Source organism: Vibrio rotiferianus (genome assembly GCF_002214395.1).
Lineage (GTDB): Bacteria > Pseudomonadota > Gammaproteobacteria > Enterobacterales > Vibrionaceae > Vibrio > Vibrio rotiferianus.
The window spans coordinates 1,226,043-1,244,677 of record NZ_CP018312.1 but is presented as its reverse complement, the minus strand read 5'-3'; the positions used below and the strand labels follow the sequence as shown (position 1 = coordinate 1,244,677).

16 protein-coding genes are annotated in these 18,635 nt (G+C 44.9%); 6 read left to right on the top strand and 10 right to left on the bottom strand.

Translation table 11 applies throughout. The features are described from left to right. The first annotated feature begins 69 nt into the window (after window positions 1–69). Window positions 70–1,032 (top strand): integron integrase, encoded by a 963-nt coding sequence (locus BSZ04_RS14825; protein ID WP_088880693.1) that lies wholly within the window; start codon window positions 70–72, stop codon window positions 1,030–1,032. Between the two features lie 58 nt (window positions 1,033–1,090). On the opposite strand, the gene BSZ04_RS14820 is transcribed toward BSZ04_RS14825, so the two are convergent. The 8 genes from BSZ04_RS14820 to BSZ04_RS14785 form a co-directional block, all read right to left on the bottom strand. Continuing rightward, window positions 1,091–1,564, bottom strand: coding sequence for a DUF2947 domain-containing protein (locus tag BSZ04_RS14820; protein ID WP_038886994.1), 474 nt, complete (start codon window positions 1,562–1,564; stop codon window positions 1,091–1,093). A 13-nt stretch (window positions 1,565–1,577) separates the two neighbouring features. Then, window positions 1,578–2,165 (bottom strand): HD domain-containing protein, encoded by a 588-nt coding sequence (locus BSZ04_RS14815; protein ID WP_010448795.1) that lies wholly within the window; start codon window positions 2,163–2,165, stop codon window positions 1,578–1,580. Then, complete coding sequence (gene rimJ, locus BSZ04_RS14810) at window positions 2,166–2,750, bottom strand: ribosomal protein S5-alanine N-acetyltransferase (protein ID WP_010448793.1); 585 nt, start codon at window positions 2,748–2,750, stop codon at window positions 2,166–2,168. It abuts the gene before it with no gap. A 65-nt stretch (window positions 2,751–2,815) separates the two neighbouring features. Then, the gene (gene tyrR, locus BSZ04_RS14805; protein WP_088880692.1) at window positions 2,816–4,360 is read right to left on the bottom strand and encodes a transcriptional regulator TyrR; all 1,545 of its coding nucleotides are present in this window, start codon (window positions 4,358–4,360) and stop codon (window positions 2,816–2,818) included. 100 nt (window positions 4,361–4,460) lie between these two features. Then, entirely contained in the window at window positions 4,461–5,501 is a 1,041-nt protein-coding gene (locus tag BSZ04_RS14800; protein WP_088880691.1) for a YcjF family protein, read from the bottom strand. After that, complete coding sequence (locus tag BSZ04_RS14795; RefSeq protein ID WP_088880690.1) at window positions 5,498–6,874, bottom strand: YcjX family GTP-binding protein; 1,377 nt, start codon at window positions 6,872–6,874, stop codon at window positions 5,498–5,500. Before BSZ04_RS14795 ends, BSZ04_RS14800 begins: the two co-directional genes overlap by 4 nt. A gap of 156 nt (window positions 6,875–7,030) precedes the next feature. Continuing rightward, window positions 7,031–7,216: a hypothetical protein gene (locus BSZ04_RS14790; protein ID WP_010448784.1), complete on the bottom strand. Its 186-nt coding sequence runs from the start codon at window positions 7,214–7,216 to the stop codon at window positions 7,031–7,033. A 175-nt stretch (window positions 7,217–7,391) separates the two neighbouring features. Continuing rightward, entirely contained in the window at window positions 7,392–8,909 is a 1,518-nt protein-coding gene (locus BSZ04_RS14785; protein ID WP_088880689.1) for a fumarate hydratase, read from the bottom strand. Window positions 8,910–9,217: 308 nt separating this feature from the next. On the opposite strand from BSZ04_RS14785, the gene pabB reads away from it, so the two are divergent. Next, the gene (pabB, locus tag BSZ04_RS14775) at window positions 9,218–10,579 is read left to right on the top strand and encodes an aminodeoxychorismate synthase component I (RefSeq protein WP_088880687.1); all 1,362 of its coding nucleotides are present in this window, start codon (window positions 9,218–9,220) and stop codon (window positions 10,577–10,579) included. Between the two features lie 84 nt (window positions 10,580–10,663). Here the strand turns inward: pabB and BSZ04_RS14770 are convergent, their stop codons facing one another. Both BSZ04_RS14770 and BSZ04_RS14765 read right to left on the bottom strand, forming a co-directional pair. Continuing rightward, window positions 10,664–12,367: an ATP-binding protein gene (locus tag BSZ04_RS14770; RefSeq protein ID WP_088880686.1), complete on the bottom strand. Its 1,704-nt coding sequence runs from the start codon at window positions 12,365–12,367 to the stop codon at window positions 10,664–10,666. Window positions 12,368–12,373: 6 nt separating this feature from the next. Then, the gene (locus BSZ04_RS14765) at window positions 12,374–12,913 is read right to left on the bottom strand and encodes a heme NO-binding domain-containing protein (protein ID WP_010448775.1); all 540 of its coding nucleotides are present in this window, start codon (window positions 12,911–12,913) and stop codon (window positions 12,374–12,376) included. Between the two features lie 123 nt (window positions 12,914–13,036). Between BSZ04_RS14765 and BSZ04_RS14760 the strand changes: the two genes are divergently transcribed. From BSZ04_RS14760 to tpdA, 4 genes are all read left to right on the top strand, one after another. Next, window positions 13,037–13,636, top strand: coding sequence for a CoA pyrophosphatase (locus tag BSZ04_RS14760; RefSeq protein ID WP_088880685.1), 600 nt, complete (start codon window positions 13,037–13,039; stop codon window positions 13,634–13,636). A gap of 346 nt (window positions 13,637–13,982) precedes the next feature. Beyond that, complete coding sequence (locus tag BSZ04_RS14755) at window positions 13,983–15,236, top strand: aromatic amino acid transport family protein (protein ID WP_038886980.1); 1,254 nt, start codon at window positions 13,983–13,985, stop codon at window positions 15,234–15,236. Between the two features lie 97 nt (window positions 15,237–15,333). After that, entirely contained in the window at window positions 15,334–16,695 is a 1,362-nt protein-coding gene (locus BSZ04_RS14750; protein WP_010448769.1) for an L-serine ammonia-lyase, read from the top strand. Between the two features lie 218 nt (window positions 16,696–16,913). Then, a complete protein-coding gene (gene tpdA / locus BSZ04_RS14740; protein ID WP_088880684.1) occupies window positions 16,914–18,629 on the top strand; it encodes a cyclic di-GMP phosphodiesterase TpdA in 1,716 nt (571 codons plus the stop codon). Window positions 18,630–18,635 lie beyond the last annotated feature (6 nt).

Below are 18,635 nucleotides of genomic sequence, written 5' to 3'. Positions count from 1 at the left end.
TAGTGGCGCCTAATTCTTAATGAGGAGCTAAGTTAACAAAACTGTATAAATAACCAGTTAAATTAAAAAATGAAAAGTCAGTTTTTACTCAGCGTCAAAGAACATATGATCTCGCGTCACTATGCAAAGAAGACCATTGAAACCTACCTATTTTGGATAAAACGTTACATTGTCTTCCACCAGCTAGCTCACCCCTCTAAACTTTCTGAAGACGATGTTGAATGTTTTCTAAGTCATCTTGCTATTGATGAAAAAGTAGCGGTTAAAACGCAGGCACTTGCGTTAAACGCCATCTCTTTTTTGTATCGAGAGTACTTTCAGATGCCACTTTCATTGAATATGAGGTTTCAAAAGTCACTCACTGAGAAGAAGCTGCCCGTTGTCTTAACAAGAGACGAAGTGCGACGCTTTGTTCAGCATATTGACCCCAAATACAAGCTCCATATCCAACTTTTGTATGGATCTGGCCTGCGAATCATGGAGTGCTTACGGCTAAGAATTCAAGATATTGATTACGACTACGGTGCACTGAGAGTCTGGCAAGGAAAAGGTGGTAAGAATAGAACGGTCACATTAGCCAAAGAGTTACATGACCCACTAAAAGCGCAGGTCAATCTAGCGAGAGATTATTATCAGAAAGACCGTCATATGGGTGGGTATGCCGGTGTTTATATCTCCGATGGGTTACGAAAGAAGTATCCCGGGGCAGAATTGGATTTTAATTGGCACTTTCTCTTCCCATCAACCAAATTAAGCATAGATACAGATACTGGTGAGTTTAGACGGCATCATGTCAATGAAAGCGCAATACAAAGGGCTGTCAAACGAGCGGCAAAAGATGCGGGAATAGAAAAGTCGGTGACTTGCCATACCCTTAGGCACAGCTTTGCTACCCACCTTCTTGAGTCAGGTGCCGACATACGAACCGTCCAAGAGCAACTTGGACATACCGATGTGAAAACGACTCAGATCTACACCCACGTGATCGAACGTGGCGCAGGAGGAGTGTTAAGTCCCTTATCAAACCTATAGAGACACAAAAGCCACCGAGTTATTAGACATAACTCGGTGGCTTCAGCAATATAATGTCCTAGTGACGCTCGCCCAATTTGACGTTGCCTTTGGAATCAAACCAAAGCGCTTGAGCACGGCGGCGGCCGAGCAAGATCGGACCATCATCATAAAACAGGAAGTTCTTCCAATATTTTTTGAACGTTGACCACTTCGTCTCTATTACGTTGTATTTCTCATAACAGAAGTACACCGTGACATCATCTTGCCAATCGATAAACGCCGCGATTTCTTCTGGTAACTCAGGTTCATCGGCTTCCCAAGCGGTCATCCAATCGACTTCTTCTGACCAATTAGAATCTTTCATTGGCCAATCGGACGAGCTCAAACGATCCATATCGGGACTTTGTGCACTAATGTTCTCTTTCCAGAACTGCGCGGCGCGAGCTTGACTCATCGGCTTGATAAACTCGAGGTCCTCTTCAGGCACTGGCATTGACTGGTGAGTAAAAATCCATTTTCTTTGGTATTCATCCAAAGGCAAATAAGACATTCAGTCTCCTTTCTTACGACTTCAGCCAACCTTTCTCGGTGGCTTCTTCAATCAATTCTTTAGCTTTGTCCCATAGGATGACAGAGCCAAATTCAATTCTTTTATTGATGGTTAACGCTTGCTCGCGCGTGACACCATGTTCTTTCCAACTTTGACCATCGTTGTGGTAGTTGAGCAGCATCGGGATAAGGCGATCTAACGCTTTAGCGTATTTCGCATCATCACTTTGTGCAGCTTCAAACTCTTTCCACAGGGCGAACAGTTCGTCACCTTGGTCACTTGGTAACATTCCAAACAAACGCTCTGCAGCTTTCAGTTCTTTCTCTTCTTGCTCTTTTGAGGCTGCGACATCATAAACAAAGGTATCGCCTGCGTCGATCTCTACGACATCATGGATAAGCAGCATTTTCATCACTCGAGCAATATCGACTGGTGCATTCGCATGTTCCTGCATTAATACCGCCATCAATGCAACGTGCCAACTGTGCTCACCGCTATTCTCTAAGCGTCGGTCGGCACTCTTTACACGAGTACGACGAAGTACACTTTTTAGCTGATCCAGTTCAATGAGAAGTGCTAGTTGCTTTTCCAATCTTTCCATTTATCGTGCCTCTGCTGTCCAGTTTGGGTTGGTCAACGATGTCAGTACGTGATCTTGCCATTGACCATTGATCAACAAATAGTCCTTTGCGTACCCTTCTCTCTCAAAACCGACATGCTGTAACACCGCTTCGCTGCGCTTGTTATGTGGCATGTAGCCAGCTTGAATACGGTGTAACTTTTGCACGTCGAACATGTAATCACAGGCCATTTTAAGCGCGCGGCGCATATAACCATTGCCCTGTGCGTCTTCTGCAAGGGAATAGCCTACGTTACAGGCGTATAGCGGAAAGCGAGTCAAATTGCTAAAAGAGAGCGTACCAAGCATTTTACCAGATTCTGCATGAACAAGCAGACAATAGTAACCAAGCCCCAGCCGATGCAGTTCATTCAGCTTAATGAGCTTTTGAAGCCAACCATTCACGGAGTAGAATGCTTCTTCACGTCGCGGCTCAAATGGTGCCAAATACTCTCGGTTAGTCTGAAAATACGCCGCAATCATATCGGCATCGCCAATTTCTGCAGTACGCAGAAGCAAGTCGCCGTCCAACTTGTGAACGGCGATAGAGGAGCTTTTATCTTCCATTATGAATGACAACTTCCATTTGATTTCGGATGAGTTTTGCGGATAGCCCGTTTTTTACGAATATCCTAGCTTTTACGAATACCATAATCTCGAAGTTTGTTCGCGATAGAGGTGTGCGAAACGTTCAATCGCTTGGCGAGCTTACGGCTTGATGGGAACGATTGGTACAGACGCTCTAAGATCTGCGATTCATAGTCACGCATTATCTCATCAAGCGAGCCATCAAGGTTCAGTGTCGTACTCGTGCCACCCATTGCTTGTGGTTGTGGCAGATTAAAGTTTTCGGTTTTTAGGACATGCCCATCCATTTCAGTCAATGCACGCAGAACCATGTTATCGAGCTGTCGCATGTTGCCCGGCCATTGGTAATTAGCTAACGCATCTACCAGTTCCTCATCCAGCTCTGGCTTATCGATACCGAGTTGTTGAGCGTGTTTCGTTACAAACAAGTCGAGTAGCGGTGCCACATCGTTCGAGCGCTTGCGTAGAGGTGGAATGTTCAATGTTAGGACATTCAGACGATAGTATAAATCTTCACGGAACTTGCCAGCTTCAGCAAGCTCAGCCAAGTTGTGTTTAGTCGAAGCAATAATACGAACATCAACGTGCATTTCGTCTTCTGCACCCACACGCCGGAAGTTACCGTCCTGTAAGAAACGTAGAAGTTTGATTTGCAGATGCGAGCTCATTTCACCGATTTCATCGAGGAAAACCGTACCGCCGTTTGCTTGTTCAAAAATGCCTTTATGACCTTGCTCGTGATTAAACGAGCCTGGCGCATGGCCAAACAGTTCGGTTTCAGCCACATCATCAGGCATCGATGCACAGCTCAAGACGAGAAACGGTTTGCTCGCACGACCAGAACGGCTGTGACACGCTTTTGCTAGCATCTCTTTACCAGTGCCGGTTTCACCTTCAATCAATAAAGGCTGATCGAGAACTGACAGTTTTTTCGCTTGGTTTATCAACGCCCTATGACGGTTAGACAAACCAACAAAGTGCTCGAACCCTAATTGATTGTGTAACGGCAGTATTTCTTCAATTTGTGAGCCTTGCTGGCTTGAACGAATTGTCATCAGTGTACTGGCGAGAGTCGAATTCTGCGCTTCGTCTTTAATGTAAACGGGCATCAACTCAAGAATGTAGTCTAAGCCGTCGATCACCAAACTTTCACGAGTACGCGCGTTAACACCTTCAGACCAACGAGAAAAACGCACGCTTGGTAGCAATGTGCCAATTTGCGTACCGATCACATCTTGTTTGTGCTGACCAAGTAATGATAGTGCTGCCATATTTGCCATATCGACAGCGCCTTTAAGGTCAATCGCAAATACAGGGTCTGGGAGGTTATCTACCAATGATAGTAGCTCTGTATTGTGGCGCTCCATTGGCATAAATTGAATCTTTCTAACGTCTTTGACGCCGGAAATACGACGAATTTCAGCCATCAGCTCACTAAAAGTATCAAAATCAATATCCGGGCAGTTTAAGTAGATGATGCCACTAATATCGATTTCGATACCACGCAAATCGATGCTTTTAGATGCTAAAATATCGAGCAGTTCTCGGGTAAGACCGAGCCTATCTTCACATAAGACTTCAAGACGCACTGAAAAAATCCCAATTCACAACTGTCAGGAAAAGTTGACAGTAGTTTCTCCTAAGCTTGGTATGCCGTCAAGCAATCCTCTATGCTAAAGGTGACATTGCTTACGGTTTGACCGTGATTGATGCAACTTTCGCCACCACTTCCTTACGAATCGCCCCTAATTTGACTTGACGCTCTGGATACCAAGGCAACGGTCGAAGCAGTGCCATGGATTTCAGGCCCAGACGGGCTGTCAAAATCCCCACACCAAGCCCCTGCCCCGCACGCGCTGAGATCTTCCCTGCTAGATCCATAGACATCAGGTCCATACTGGCATCTATTGCAAGCTCACTAGCACCAGCCGCAGCCATATTCACAAACACCGCACGGAGCAGTTTGATGCGAGAAGCGTAGCCAAGTTCAACGCCGTACACCTTCGAAAGGTTGTCGATCATTTTGAAATTGCGCCACGCCACCAGCAGCATATCAGCAGCAGCCAATGGACTCACCGCCACTAAAGCCGCAGACTCAGTTGCGTGCTGAGAAACAATTTTGGTTGCGAGCTTGTCTTGCTGACTAACGACCATGGAGTCGTACATCTCTAGAATTTCAGCATCGCTGTGAGCGGGATTCACACTGTTCTGCCAACGATCAAAACCAGGATTTTCTGCCAGAACCCCACTTTGTTCTGCAACCTTTTCACAAAACGCTTTGCCCTTTCCGACGCTTTGGCTATCGATAAGCGCTTCACTCTCTTCTTGCACACTAAAGTGATTGCGCAGTTTGCGCAGCTTCCATAACTCTTTCCCTAACGCACCTAAACCAAAAGAAGCGATGGTGGTGATAAAGCCAGCCCAACCAAGCGCTAGCCAATCAGCAGCTTGTACTGCGGTAACGACTGAATCGACCGCTTGCCAACCAACTAAGCCTGCGAACGTGGTAAAGAGACCCGTTGTTAGCCATTTTCGACCAGATTTCGGACGAATGACTTGTTCAAGCTGCAATTCTTGTGCGGTTTCTTCCTGTTGCTCCTCGATCGCCACAGGAACGAAGGTTTCTTTTTCTGAAAACGTCTTTTGAGCCGTCAACTCAGGTGAAACTCTCTCTTCATCACTGTGCATCGCTCTTTCTGAGAAGACCTGTTTTTGTTTTAGCTCGCTCATTTCAATTTGTCTCCCAATAGGTATTCCAACGCTTTATCGAGTCGAATATGTTTCATCGGCTCGTCGGTTTCTGAAGGCATTGGACGGAAAGAAGTAAAATCAAAGCCGCTGTTTTGCCAATATGCCGCATTAGGTAACTTCTTCGGCACTTCTCCGGGGAACATCGTCATTGGCTCGCCATCTAGTGTTGTACCTTGCAAAGCTGGCACGGTCTTATCACCAGAAGCAATAAAGCCTGAGGTCGTCGCTTGAATCGAGGCAATGCTCATGCAGCTCATTTCAATGTTCTCATACGAAGCAGTTTGCCAAGCCGGATGTACCATCTGTTGCAGCAATGAAACCAAGTGAGGATGCTGATCCGGGGTCACGTGGTCCGCTTTCGTCGCGGCAAACAGTACTCTATCGATTTTTGGCGAAAACAAACGGCGCAAAAAGCTGCTGCGCCCATATCGGAAGCTGTGCATGATCTGCTCAAGCGCTTGGCGCATATCGTAAAAAGCTTCATCACCCGCATTGAGTGGTTGTAAGCAATCCACCAGCACAATCTGTCGATCAAACGTTGCAAAATGATGCTTGTAAAATGCCTTTACGACCTTTTGCTGATACTCGTGATAACGCGCTTCTAGCATCGCTAGGTTGCTACCTTTGGCTGGCTTCGTATCTGCGTCAAATCGACATGGGAAGAACTGCAATACTGGCGCACCTTCAAGCTCACCAGGCAGAACGAAACGACCAGGTTGAACCCAATGTAAACCGCCTTCTTTGCATGCATGCAAATAGTCGGTGTAAGTTTTTGCGACTTTCTCAAGCTGCTTTTCATTCAGATCTGCATTCAAATCTAACGCTTCAAGTTCAGTCAACCAACTAGCGGCAAGTTCACTGCGCTGCCCTTTCAAGGCCTCAAACTGAGTCTGAGACCAAGTCGCAAAGTTCATATCAAGTAAAGGTAAGTCCAATAGCCATTCGCCCGGATAGTCGATGATATCGACGTTCAGTACGGCAGTTTTACTCAACAGCTTTTTGGTGGCTTTGTTTGGCTTGTATTTTAGCGCTAAGCGGATTTCACTGACATCGCGCGTAGGCACTGGCCACTGAGGTGGCATAGCATGAATTTGGCTCATCGCATCGTCGTAAGCAAAACGTGGCACCATCATGTTAGTTTGCGGCTCACGTTTCGCACCAATTAAACGTTTGTCACGGGCGGCATTAAGTAGCGGCAAATTGTCGTGAGTGGCGGTATGCAATAATTGATTAACCAGAGAAGTAATAAAAGCCGTCTTACCGGCACGCGATAGCCCCGTTACGGCGATGCGGACGTTTGCGTCCATACCACGGTTGATAAAGTCATTCACTTCTTGCGTTATTCTTTTCATACTTTTTATTTATCTCATCAATTCTTGCTACGCAGTGTAATTTTACCAACCTTAATCAAAGATGAACAAAGTATTCACTGCAATATATGATCCCTAAAAACGCAAAAGCCTCTGAGAATTTCAGAGGCTTGGAGGTTCTAACTGCGGTTGGAAATTCTAATCATCTTCAATCAATTTGTAGATAACAAACAAAGCTATTTCCAGCATTAACCACAATACGCAAGTGATGGTGACGTATTTTTCATCAAAGATACTGATGCCATGAAGAATCAAGTCGTAGCCAACAAAGCCGCCCACCACTACTGCAAGAATGATTTGTAGAATTTGTATAAAACGAGGCATGCTTTCTCCTAATCATAGTCCGCACAACAACGTAATTTGCTATGCCTATAAGTTTATATCTGATTATATAGACAAAAAGTGCAGGTTTCGCTGCACTTTTGTCAAATGTTTGCTAGTTAAATCAGCACTTTGTCACATTCTCTTAAGTGAGACTCGTGATGAGTGCCCACAGCAATTACGCTTCCATCTCTTGGATTTTCACTTTCCAAGTATCCGGACCAATTTGGTGAGCGTTCGCGCCATTTGAATCCACTGCGACCGTCACTGGCATGTCTTCGACTTCAAACTCGTAAATCGCTTCCATACCAAGATCCTCAAACGCAACCACGCGTGCTTTCTTGATCGCTTTCGCTACTAGGTAAGCCGCACCGCCGACTGCCATGAGGTAAACCGCTTTGTGGTTTTTGATCGATTCAACCGTTGCAGGGCCACGCTCAGCTTTACCGATCATGCCCATGATGCCGGTTTCTTCTAACATCATGTCCGTGAACTTATCCATACGGGTTGATGTGGTAGGGCCTGCAGGACCCACAACTTCGTTACCAACCGCATCAACTGGGCCAACGTAATAGATGAACTTACCTTTTAGATCGACACCTTCAGGTAGACCCTCACCCGCTTCTAGCATGCCTTGAATGCGTTTATGCGCGGCATCACGACCAGTAAGAATTTTGCCCGACAACAGAACCGTTTCACCGGTTTTCCACTCTTGAACTTCTTCTTTGGTCACGGTATCTAAGTTCACGCGACGTGTGTTCTCGCCCGCTTCCCAAGTAATATCTGGCCAATCTTCTAGCTTCGGTGGAGTTAGCTCAGCAGGACCGTTGCCATCTAGCGTGAAATGCACGTGACGAGTCGCTGCGCAGTTCGGGATTAAGCACACCGGTTTAGAAGCTGCATGCGTTGGTGCAGTTTTGATTTTCACGTCGACAACCGTTGTTAGACCACCTAGGCCTTGCGCGCCAATTCCAAGCTTGTTTACACGGTTGAAGATATCAAGACGAAGCTCTTCTTCAGCATTTTGAGGACCACGATCAATCAGTTCCTGAATGTCGATGTGCTCCATCAGAGATTCTTTTGCCAATACCGCAGCTTTTTCAGCGGTACCACCAATACCAATACCAAGCATGCCCGGTGGACACCAACCTGCACCCATTGCCGGTAGTGTTTTCTCTACCCATTCAGCAATGTCGTCAGACGGGTTTAGCATCACCATCTTGGTTTTGTTTTCAGAGCCGCCGCCTTTCGCTGCAATTTGAATTTCAACTTTATCGCCTGGCACCATATTGATGTGTACGACCGCTGGCGTGTTGTCTTTAGTATTGATTCGCTTGCCCGCAGGGTCCATTAGAACCGAGGCACGCAATGGGTTGTCCGGATTTGTGTAAGCCTGTCGAACGCCCTCATCCACCATCTGCTGAACTGTCATGTCCGCCGAATCCCATTGAACACCCATACCGATGTTCACGAAACAAGTTACGATGCCAGTGTCCTGACAAATCGGTCGATGGCCTTCTGCCGACATACGGGAGTTAATTAGGATCTGAGCGATAGCGTCTTTTGCCGCTTGACTCTCCTCGCGGTGGTAGGCTTTTTCAAGGGCCTGAACAAAGTCTAGCGGGTGGTAGTAAGAAATATACTGTAGCGCATCAGCAACACTGCTGATGACATCCTGCGTGCGTATTACCGTCATTGCATGCCTCATTATTGTTATGCTTTGCTTCCATTATTGGCTTGGCTTCTATCGTGTTTGTTGAGCTTATTGCTCTTAAATGAGCTTTGTTTTTATAAACGTTATTTTTAAACCATGTTTTATAAACAATTGTCGAATGGCTGATATCGACACACGAGTAATTGAAGTCGCCTTCTCATATAGTAAAACCACCTCCAAGCCTTTGTATAGAGGTAGTTTGGCTATACAGGCGTTTATGATACTCTTGCTGCCCATGACATGCCATGCAGTGAACGAACTCTTTGTCACAATTTAAACAAATGAACAACATGGATACGCAATTGCTTGATTTTAAGGCATTGGATTACGCCAACGACCTAGCTACCTCCCTATTTTCTCGTATTGAAAGCCAACCTTGGGCAATGCTTTTGCGCTCGGCTTCCAATACACATATCGACAGCCGATTCGATGTTCTGGTTGCCAATCCAATCGCAACACTAGAGACCGTTGCTAACGATACGCACATTAAAACAGAGTCGCGACAATACGTGTCTAAAGAAGATCCGTTCTCGCTACTGGATGAACTTCAACAGCAGCTTTTGCCAAACCTTGATTTGGTAGCAAACTGGGATCTGCCATTTGTCGGTGGTGCGCTCGGTTATTTCAGTTACGATTTAGGGCGCCGTGTTGAATCTATGCCAGAACTGGCGACCAAAGACCTTCAAACACCAGACATGGCTGTTGGGCTGTATGAATGGGCGGTAGTGATCGATCACAAGTTGAAGAAAGCGTGTATGGTAGGCCAAAACATTGAGCAAGCGTGGCAATGGCTTAATTCACAATCTCCAGCTGATATTGAAGACTTCAAGCTGATTGGTGATTGGCAATCGAACATGACGCAAGCGTCTTACGCTTCACGTTTTGATCGCGTTCAAGAATACCTATTAAGTGGCGACTGTTATCAAATCAACTTGGCTCAACGTTTTAACGCTTCGTACCAAGGGAGTGAGTGGCAAGCTTACACCAAGTTAGAAGCGGCTAACCAAGCCCCTTTTTCTGCGTTTATTCGTATGCCTCATTCAGCTATCGTGAGCGTGTCACCAGAGCGCTTTTTGGAGCTGAAAGATAACGTCATTGAAACCAAGCCCATCAAAGGTACTCGCCCTCGTAGCCAAGACACTAAGCTAGATCAAGCCAACGCACACGACTTACAGACGGCTGAAAAAGATCAAGCCGAAAATCTGATGATCGTCGATTTGCTGCGTAACGATATTGGCCGTGTTGCGTCACCGGGCAGCGTTCATGTGCCTAAGCTGTTTGATATCGAGAGCTTCCCAGCGGTGCATCACTTGGTAAGCACTATTCGAGCGAACTTAGGTACGCAGTACAACGCAGCAGACTTGCTTCGAGCTTGCTTCCCTGGGGGTTCCATTACTGGTGCACCAAAAGTTCGAGCGATGCAAATTATTGAAGAGCTAGAACCGCACCGCCGTAGCGCTTATTGTGGCAGCATTGGATATATCTCACGCCATGGCCGAATGGATACCAGCATCACGATTCGTACGTTGGTTGCGGAAGATAACAAGCTCTACGCTTGGGCAGGGGGTGGCGTTGTAGCAGACAGTGATTGCTCAGCCGAATATCAAGAGACGCTGGATAAGCTATCTAAGATCTTACCGGCTCTGAAGTAACTTATATCGCTTTTCAGCATATAGAAAAACGGCTCTGCAGTAATGACAGAGCCGTTTTTACTTGCAGCAATTATTCGTGACGCGTCATTCTTCTAACCATTTACACATCACCTGCTCAATATCAGCGGCGGTGTAAGGCTTAGTAAGAATGTCGTTCATTCCTGACTTGATACACTTTTGCCTTTCTTCTAACGTCGTACCTGCAGTGAGTGCGATAATTGGCTTTTTATAACCACGCTGTCTCAAGAACATTGTCGCTTCATACCCATCCATTTCGGGCATTCTACAATCCATAAAGATCAACTCGTAGTCCTTTTCATCGACCGCAGCAAGAGCTTCCATTCCGTTGTTTCTTAAGTCAGGAACAACGTCTAATTTTTTAAGCATCTGCGTGACAATGACCTGATTCATTCGGATATCATCGACGACGAGAACGTGCCTGTTCGCAAGACGAATCCCCTTCTTAGCGCTGACCCCACCAACGGACATGAGTGTTTGCTCTTTCCCTAGCGCTAAAGGGATAGATACTTTGAATATCGTTCCTTGCTTTTCTTTACTGACAAAACTAATTTCGCCGTCCATCAATTCCACTAAGTTCTTGGTGATTGCCAAACCTAGCCCAGAACCTTCAAAATTACGTTTACTCGAACGATCAACTTGCACAAACGGATCGAATAACGTCGCCTGAGCGTCTAGTGGGATACCAATACCAGTATCTTCAACATCAAAGCAAAGGTGTCCATCTAGCCACTCTACCCTTAGGACTACTCCGCCCAATTTGGTAAATTTAATGGCGTTTCCAACCAGATTTACCAGTATCTGCGTTATCCTCTCAGCATCCCCATTGAGATAGTTAGGTATGCCTAGCTTCTTATCAATAGAGAAATGAATGCGCTTTTCCGCCGCTTTCGCTGCGAAGACTCCCATTAATGAACTTTCCAGTTCTGGCCACGCAAAATCTTTGCGGATAATTTCCATCATCCCCGCATTCATCTTGCTGAAATCAAGCAGATCATTAATGATGACTCTCAGCAGCTCACCTGATTGCATCAAGTTCGTGAGGTATTGGTGTTGTTCCGTTTCTAACTCGGTTCGGCCTAGCAACTCAGCACTACCTAACACGCCATTGAGTGGTGTCCTTAGCTCATGGTTGATCATCGCCACAAACTCTTTTGTTGCACGTTCAGACTCTTCTGCTCGTTTACGAGAAGCAATTTCTCGCTCCATACTAAGGTGACGACTGATCACACCATGCACAAGGTCAGACACCAAAGCCATCTGTTTACTGATAAATGCCTTATCCATCTGCTCTAGAGCAATATCAAACACAAGTTCACCAAGGACCTGGTTATGCAGAGTAATCGGTAAATTGAGGAACTCTCCATTCCACACGGGGTCTGTCGGTTTCACCGTATTGGCCAATAAAGTCAAATGCCCAAATTGATGTCGTTTGAGAGATGAAAAATGCACGTCGTCTAAAAGCAAAAAAGCGCCCCTAACTACTGAGCTCGCAGTCAGTTGCTCTAGAAAACTAGCTACAAGCGTTTCATCAAAAACACTCGATAAGAATGAACGTCCGAACTTAATAAGAGTCGCATCGATCTGCTCTTCGAACTCAAACTTGCGCAGATCCTTTTCTGATTTCATTTCAAGCTTCTTCAACGCAATACTGAGTCGCTGATTAGACTCATAGAGTTCGAGACTCTTTTGTTCTAACAACTGCTCAGCCGCTTTGCGTGAGGCGATCTCTCTTTTTAGCTTTCGTTCTATTGGAGAGTGGTTTGTCATGAACTGTTACACTACCTCTAGCCAAAAACGAACTTGGCTTCCATCTGCCGATTGATTCTGATGACGTACATTCACAGACTGACCGAAATGACTCGCGCACCCTTTAACCAAACCGACACAAACATGAGCCATACAACGGGCACTTCGATAGTCAAAAACCATCTCTGTTTCCGTTTCACTAATAAAGTCAAATTGTGGCGGGCTGGCTTCTGGGTAGAGTTTTTTTACTTCAACATGAATAAAATCCTCAACATGGCGCACGAACTGAAAAGTTGTTTGGCATTGCTGCAAGCTTGCATGGTTAGGTATGGACGCGAGCAGGTTTTGGAATACACATTCACCAAAAACTTCCTGCAACTGCTCTGGAGGAATATTGGATATTTTGCTTAAACTGACAATCAGTTTAACCAGATCACGATGATCATAGCTACCAACTGCGGTGTAGATGCCTTCATCGTTAGAAAGTTCGAGAACCTGATCTAATGTTTCGAGACCAAACTTGTCTTCAACTAACTCCATGAACTCAGTGAAAATAATCCCTTTCATCTTCTTCTACTAACCTTATAGTGAGGCTTTAAAATAAAGAATGGTGTATAACGCTATAAGTTTCAAATAAATGTGTTGGTAACAACGCTTTACTCATAGAGCGCCGAAAATAGGGATTGAACTTTGGTCATCAACAAATCAACGCTTTTGCAAAACTTTCAACTGCAGCTTCCAACCGGATATCATAAAGAGTCTCTGGTTCGTTTAGCGCATTTAAAAAATGCGGAGTTACGTGAAGCGGCAGTATTGATCGGCTTTGTAGAAAGAGAGCAAGGCTTACAGGTTATTTTTACTAAGCGTGCGATGCATTTGCGCCACCATCCTGGGCAAATCAGCTTTCCTGGTGGTAAGTATGAACCTGAAGATGACCAATTAGTGAACACAGCATTGAGGGAGGTCGAAGAGGAGATCGGAATCGAACCGTCTCATATTAGAGTGTTTGGTCAGCTCCCAACACTACCAACCATTAGCCAATTTAATGTCACACCATTTTTGGCTTTCGTTTCACCTGAATACACGACGCGAATCGATCCCAATGAAGTGGACGAAGTCTTTGAAGTGCCAGCTAACCACATTTTGAATCCTAGCAAGTTATTCAGCAATCAGTTCAAACTAAAAAACACCAGCCATCGCGTATTTGCCATTCCTTTTCAACAACATTTCATTTGGGGCATGACTGCACAGATCATCGAATCGATGCAAAAACACATCACTTCAAATTGATTGCTCTATCAATTAATTTCGCAGCATGACGTCAATCATCATGTGCATCAATATTAATAAAAAGTTATTTATCAAACATCACTTCACATTAGTTTAATTTAATTTTCATAAAGCAAACGCTTGCGCAAAGATAAATTCATACAACTAATGCATCGAATAAGTTTTTCTAATCACAATCATTAGCAATAATCACGTGTAGCACGCCATTTTCGTGATAAAAAGCAGGTTTTTGACATATCATTCAATAAGCTCGAGCAATACATGATTTAGATCTAATTTTCCTAGTGCAAAATCTTGCAAAATTGCTCCCGACTTATTTCCTGTTCCCAAAATGAGTAACTCAAAAATGAATACAACTACTTCTGCGGTTTCAACCGCACAATCGTCTAGTAAGTTTTCTTACAAAGACTTCACCTGGTGTTTGTCTCTATTCGGCACAGCAGTAGGTGCTGGTGTACTATTCCTTCCAATTAAAGCGGGTGCTGGCGGTTTCTGGCCATTAGTTATCCTTGCTCTAATCGCGGCACCAATGACTTGGTTCGCACACAAATCTCTAGCTCGTTTCGTACTTTCTGCGAAAAACCCTGAAGCTGATATCACTGACACAGTAGAAGAGCACTTCGGTAAAACTGGCGCAAACCTTATTACTTTTGCATACTTCTTCGCTATCTACCCAATCGTACTTATCTACGGTGTTGGTATCACAAACACGGTTGACTCTTTCCTAGTTAACCAAATGGGTATGGAATCTATCCCTCGCTGGCTACTGTCTGGTGCACTTATTGCAGCAATGACAGCAGGTGTAGTATTCGGTAAAGAGCTAATGCTGAAAGCAACATCAGCAATGGTTTACCCTCTAGTATTCATCCTACTAGCGCTATCTTTCTACCTAATTCCTGACTGGAATACATCAATGATGGAAGTGTCTCCAAACTGGGGCGAAATGCCTTCAATCGTTTGGCTAGCAATTCCAATCATCGTATTCTCATTCAACCACAGCCCAATCATCTCTCAGTTCTCTAAAGAACAACGTCGTGTATACGGTGATGACGCAGTTAAGAAAACTGACGCGATCACTGGCGGTGCAGCGATGATGCTTATGGGCTTCGTTATGTTCTTCGTATTCTCTGTAGTTCTTTCTCTATCTCCAGAGCAACTAGCAACTGCGCAAGAACAAAACATCTCAGTATTGTCTTACCTAGCTAACGTTCACGAGTCTCCACTTATCTCTTACATGGGTCCTCTAGTGGCGTTCGCAGCAATCACTTCTAGCTACTTCGGTCACTTCCTAGGCGCACACGAAGGTCTAGTTGGTCTAATCAAATCTCGCTCTGAATCACCTAAGAGCAAGATTGAAAAAGCATCACTAATCTTCATCGTTGTGACTACTTGGATCGTTGCTATCGTTAACCCAAGCATCCTAGGCATGATTGAAACGATGGGCGCACCGATGATTGCAGCTATCCTATTCTTGATGCCTGTATTCGCTATGAACAAAGTTCCTGCAATGGCGAAGTACAAAACTTCAGCACCTGTACAGATTTTCACAGCAATCTGTGGTCTTGCAGCAATTAGTTCTGTAATCTACGGCGCTCTTTAATCACTGCTCTTTTACAAGACGTGATTAATTCAAGAATATAACGATAATAAAAAGCCTCCCAACTCCCCTTGGGAGGCTTTGTTCTGAGGTAATCGATATGATTAGTGTTTTTGATATCTATAAAATCGGTGTTGGTCCTTCAAGCTCACATACTGTAGGTCCAATGAAAGCGGGTAAAGAGTTTATTGATGATCTCCGTGCAATGGGAAAGCTGCGCGACATCACTAAAATCACCGTTGACGTTTATGGTTCACTATCACTGACAGGGAAAGGTCACCACACGGATATCGCAATCATCATGGGTCTTGCTGGCAACTCCCCTGAGAAAGTAGATATCGACTCTATTCCGGGCTTTATCGCTCGCGTAGAAGAAACTGAACGCCTTCCTGTTGGCATGCACTGTCACACAGTATCGTTCCCGAAAGATGGTGGTATGAACTTCCATACTACTAACCTTGAGCTTCACGAAAACGGCATGCAGATCCACGCGTGGATCGAAGACGAAAAAGTGTACTCAAAAACTTACTACTCTATCGGCGGCGGCTTCATCGTTGATGAAGAGAACTTCGGTAAAGAGGTAGAGAACCCAATCAAGGTTCCTTACGAATACACAACAGCAGAAGAGCTTGTTCACCAGTGTAAAGAAAGCGGTCTTTCTATCAGCGCACTAGTGATGAAAAACGAACACTCTCTGCACTCTGATGAAGAGACTCGTACATACTTCGCAAACATCTGGCGCACAATGCGCGAGTGTATGGATCGTGGTATGAACGAAGAAGGTATTCTGCCTGGTCCACTGCGTGTACCTCGTCGTGCAGCAGCACTTCGTCAGCAACTGCTTACTTCTGAAAAAACAACGAACGATCCAATGTCGGTTGTTGATTGGGTAAACATGTTCGCTTTCGCAGTAAACGAAGAGAACGCAGCAGGTGGCCGTGTTGTGACAGCACCAACTAACGGTGCGTGTGGCATCATCCCTGCGGTACTGGCTTACTACGACAAGTTCATCCAAACCGTAACTGAAAAAGATTACATCCGTTACTTCGCGGCTTCTGGCGCAATCGGTGGTCTTTACAAACGTAACGCGTCTATCTCTGGTGCAGAGGTTGGCTGTCAGGGTGAAGTTGGCGTAGCGTGTTCTATGGCGGCGGCAGGTCTTGCTGAGCTTATGGGTGGTAGCCCTGAGCAAGTATGTATGGCGGCGGAAATCGCAATGGAGCACAACCTAGGCCTAACGTGTGACCCAGTTGCAGGTCAGGTACAGGTTCCATGTATCGAGCGTAACGGTATCGCGGCAGTAAAAGCGATCAACTCGACTCGTATGGCACTGCGTCGCTCTTCAGCTCCGACAGTTTCTCTAGATAAGGTTATCGAGACCATGCTAGAGACTGGTAAGGACATGAACGCGAAATATCGTGAGACGTCTCAAGGTGGTCTAGCAGTTAAAGTTATCTGCTAATCCCCTCTTCTCTCTGAATTGAAAAGCCCGAGCATTGCTCGGGCTTTTTTTCATTCCTATATCCACCTAGGAAAAATTCCCTCTAGATTGAGCTTTATAAAAAAATCTAAAATGTCCGCTATATCCAGAAGTTTAGGATATGCCCGTAGAACATCACATACCTTCCAATTCAATATTGATACCGTATTCAAAACATTACATTTGGAGCGCTTTAACACATGATTAGGTTTGAACTAGGAAACCAAATCTGCGTTTGCTTGTCCGACAAACAACTTTCACTTGAGCTCAACAATTCCACCCACTCTTCTATTCCTATCAGTAGAATTGAATATTTACTTTTGAGCACCATCGCGGCTTTTGGGAACTTAAATGCACCGATTAGTCAGAGGAATATCGAAAAGAAGTTATTAGCGCAGTATCAACTGGTACTGCCTGAAAATGGATTTAAAAACTCAATCGCCTCACTTAGAAAGAAATTCAGACTCCTCACGCAGAACCATGTTTCCATGCAGCAATCACTCATCGAAAATATTCACCGCAAGGGGTATTTTGTTCCCTTCCACAATCAACACGCACAAAAGGACGGCTTACGTCAGCAAGAGAGTATCGACAAGCGAACTGCTCATAGTATTAGGACTTTTATAGAGATTTGTTTAAGAAATCGACTGCTCTACTTGAACATTTTGTTCTTTCTTGTACTCACTGGGTTGCTTTATCTTGCGATCTGTTTTTATGCGATAAGCAACATCGTAAGACAGAATTATTTCGATAGCGCGTCATCATTAGCTCAAGACATTGCACTTAAAAGCTGTTTTGAAAATGAAGACCGCTTGAAAGGTTTTTTCGACAATGTAAGGTTGGTTGAATCAGCGTTGTTGACTGACCGACATAATATCCGCTGTCTTATCACACCTGAGGCCGTGGTCCCGGTAAACAACAACGACATAAGCAAGTGGTTAGATAATGACAGTTATACAACCCACACATTCGATCTTGCTGGTGCCACGGCAATGGTGCGAGTCAAAAACATCAACATTACAAATAACATAGAAAATCACATGTCACGGATGTTCCTATCAGGAATGAAAGTATGCACAAACACGGGGCCTGCTTTGGAGATCGGCGATACAAACGGTCAGTCGTTTCTTTACAACGTCAATGGCAGTGGCTATAGGGAAGTCTATTACGTCACTGGCCCTGTGAGTAGTATTCTGGCGCTGAGCTTACTTCTTATCGTGTTGGTTAATCACAAGCTACTACGTTCAATTCTGACTTATATGTGGGCCATCCGTCACTTCAAATTAAAGCTTGAGCCCATTTACAACACGGCCAACAAAGTGAACATTCACTATGAGGTACTTTCGCGCTTTCAAGTGAAAAACACCCAAAAGTTCATAGAGAGTCTTATTAGCAATGGGCTTTTGCTCACTCATACAATGCTACTAATTCGGCTTATTTACGGCTCATCTAGGTCGCTCATCGCGCCACTTAGTATCAATGTATGCCCTTCATTGCTTGAAGGGCGCAACTTTCTCAAGCTCTATCGCCAACTCAGTAAGTTGGACTGTTCGCTCCTAACGATAGAGATTACAGAAAACGCGTCCATGTACTACACCGAAGAGATATATTCGAACGTCAAGAAGCTGAAAGGCTTGGGTTGCAAAATCAGCATTGATGACTTCGGCACTGGTAACAACAATGTTGAGCTTATTGGCAATATCACACCCAACTACCTAAAGATCGATAGATTGTTCGTTATGGATCTCAAACAGGATGATAAAAAGTCAGAAATGCTTCGTCAGCTAATCGCCATGGGACGTACCTACCATTGCACTGTTATCGTTGAGGGTGTGGAATGTGCCGAGTGCGCTCATCTACTTACTACTCTTGGTGCCTATATCCATCAAGGCTACTATTACCCGCTCCTGCGTTGACAGGGG

Excerpts from the sequence above, each read along its gene's own strand:
- BSZ04_RS14825 (WP_088880693.1), top strand. The coding sequence starts at position 70 with ATGAAAAGTCAGTTTTTACTCAGCGTCAAAGAACATATGATCTCGCGT.
- BSZ04_RS14820 (WP_038886994.1), bottom strand. The coding sequence starts at position 1,564 with ATGTCTTATTTGCCTTTGGATGAATACCAAAGAAAATGGATTTTTACT.
- BSZ04_RS14815 (WP_010448795.1), bottom strand. The coding sequence starts at position 2,165 with ATGGAAAGATTGGAAAAGCAACTAGCACTTCTCATTGAACTGGATCAG.
- rimJ (WP_010448793.1), bottom strand. The coding sequence starts at position 2,750 with ATGGAAGATAAAAGCTCCTCTATCGCCGTTCACAAGTTGGACGGCGAC.
- BSZ04_RS14800 (WP_088880691.1), bottom strand. The coding sequence starts at position 5,501 with ATGAGCGAGCTAAAACAAAAACAGGTCTTCTCAGAAAGAGCGATGCAC.
- BSZ04_RS14795 (WP_088880690.1), bottom strand. The coding sequence starts at position 6,874 with ATGAAAAGAATAACGCAAGAAGTGAATGACTTTATCAACCGTGGTATG.
- BSZ04_RS14790 (WP_010448784.1), bottom strand. The coding sequence starts at position 7,216 with ATGCCTCGTTTTATACAAATTCTACAAATCATTCTTGCAGTAGTGGTG.
- BSZ04_RS14785 (WP_088880689.1), bottom strand. The coding sequence starts at position 8,909 with ATGACGGTAATACGCACGCAGGATGTCATCAGCAGTGTTGCTGATGCG.
- pabB (WP_088880687.1), top strand. The coding sequence starts at position 9,218 with ATGGATACGCAATTGCTTGATTTTAAGGCATTGGATTACGCCAACGAC.
- BSZ04_RS14770 (WP_088880686.1), bottom strand. The coding sequence starts at position 12,367 with ATGACAAACCACTCTCCAATAGAACGAAAGCTAAAAAGAGAGATCGCC.
- BSZ04_RS14765 (WP_010448775.1), bottom strand. The coding sequence starts at position 12,913 with ATGAAAGGGATTATTTTCACTGAGTTCATGGAGTTAGTTGAAGACAAG.
- BSZ04_RS14755 (WP_038886980.1), top strand. The coding sequence starts at position 13,983 with ATGAATACAACTACTTCTGCGGTTTCAACCGCACAATCGTCTAGTAAG.
- BSZ04_RS14750 (WP_010448769.1), top strand. The coding sequence starts at position 15,334 with ATGATTAGTGTTTTTGATATCTATAAAATCGGTGTTGGTCCTTCAAGC.
- tpdA (WP_088880684.1), top strand. The coding sequence starts at position 16,914 with ATGATTAGGTTTGAACTAGGAAACCAAATCTGCGTTTGCTTGTCCGAC.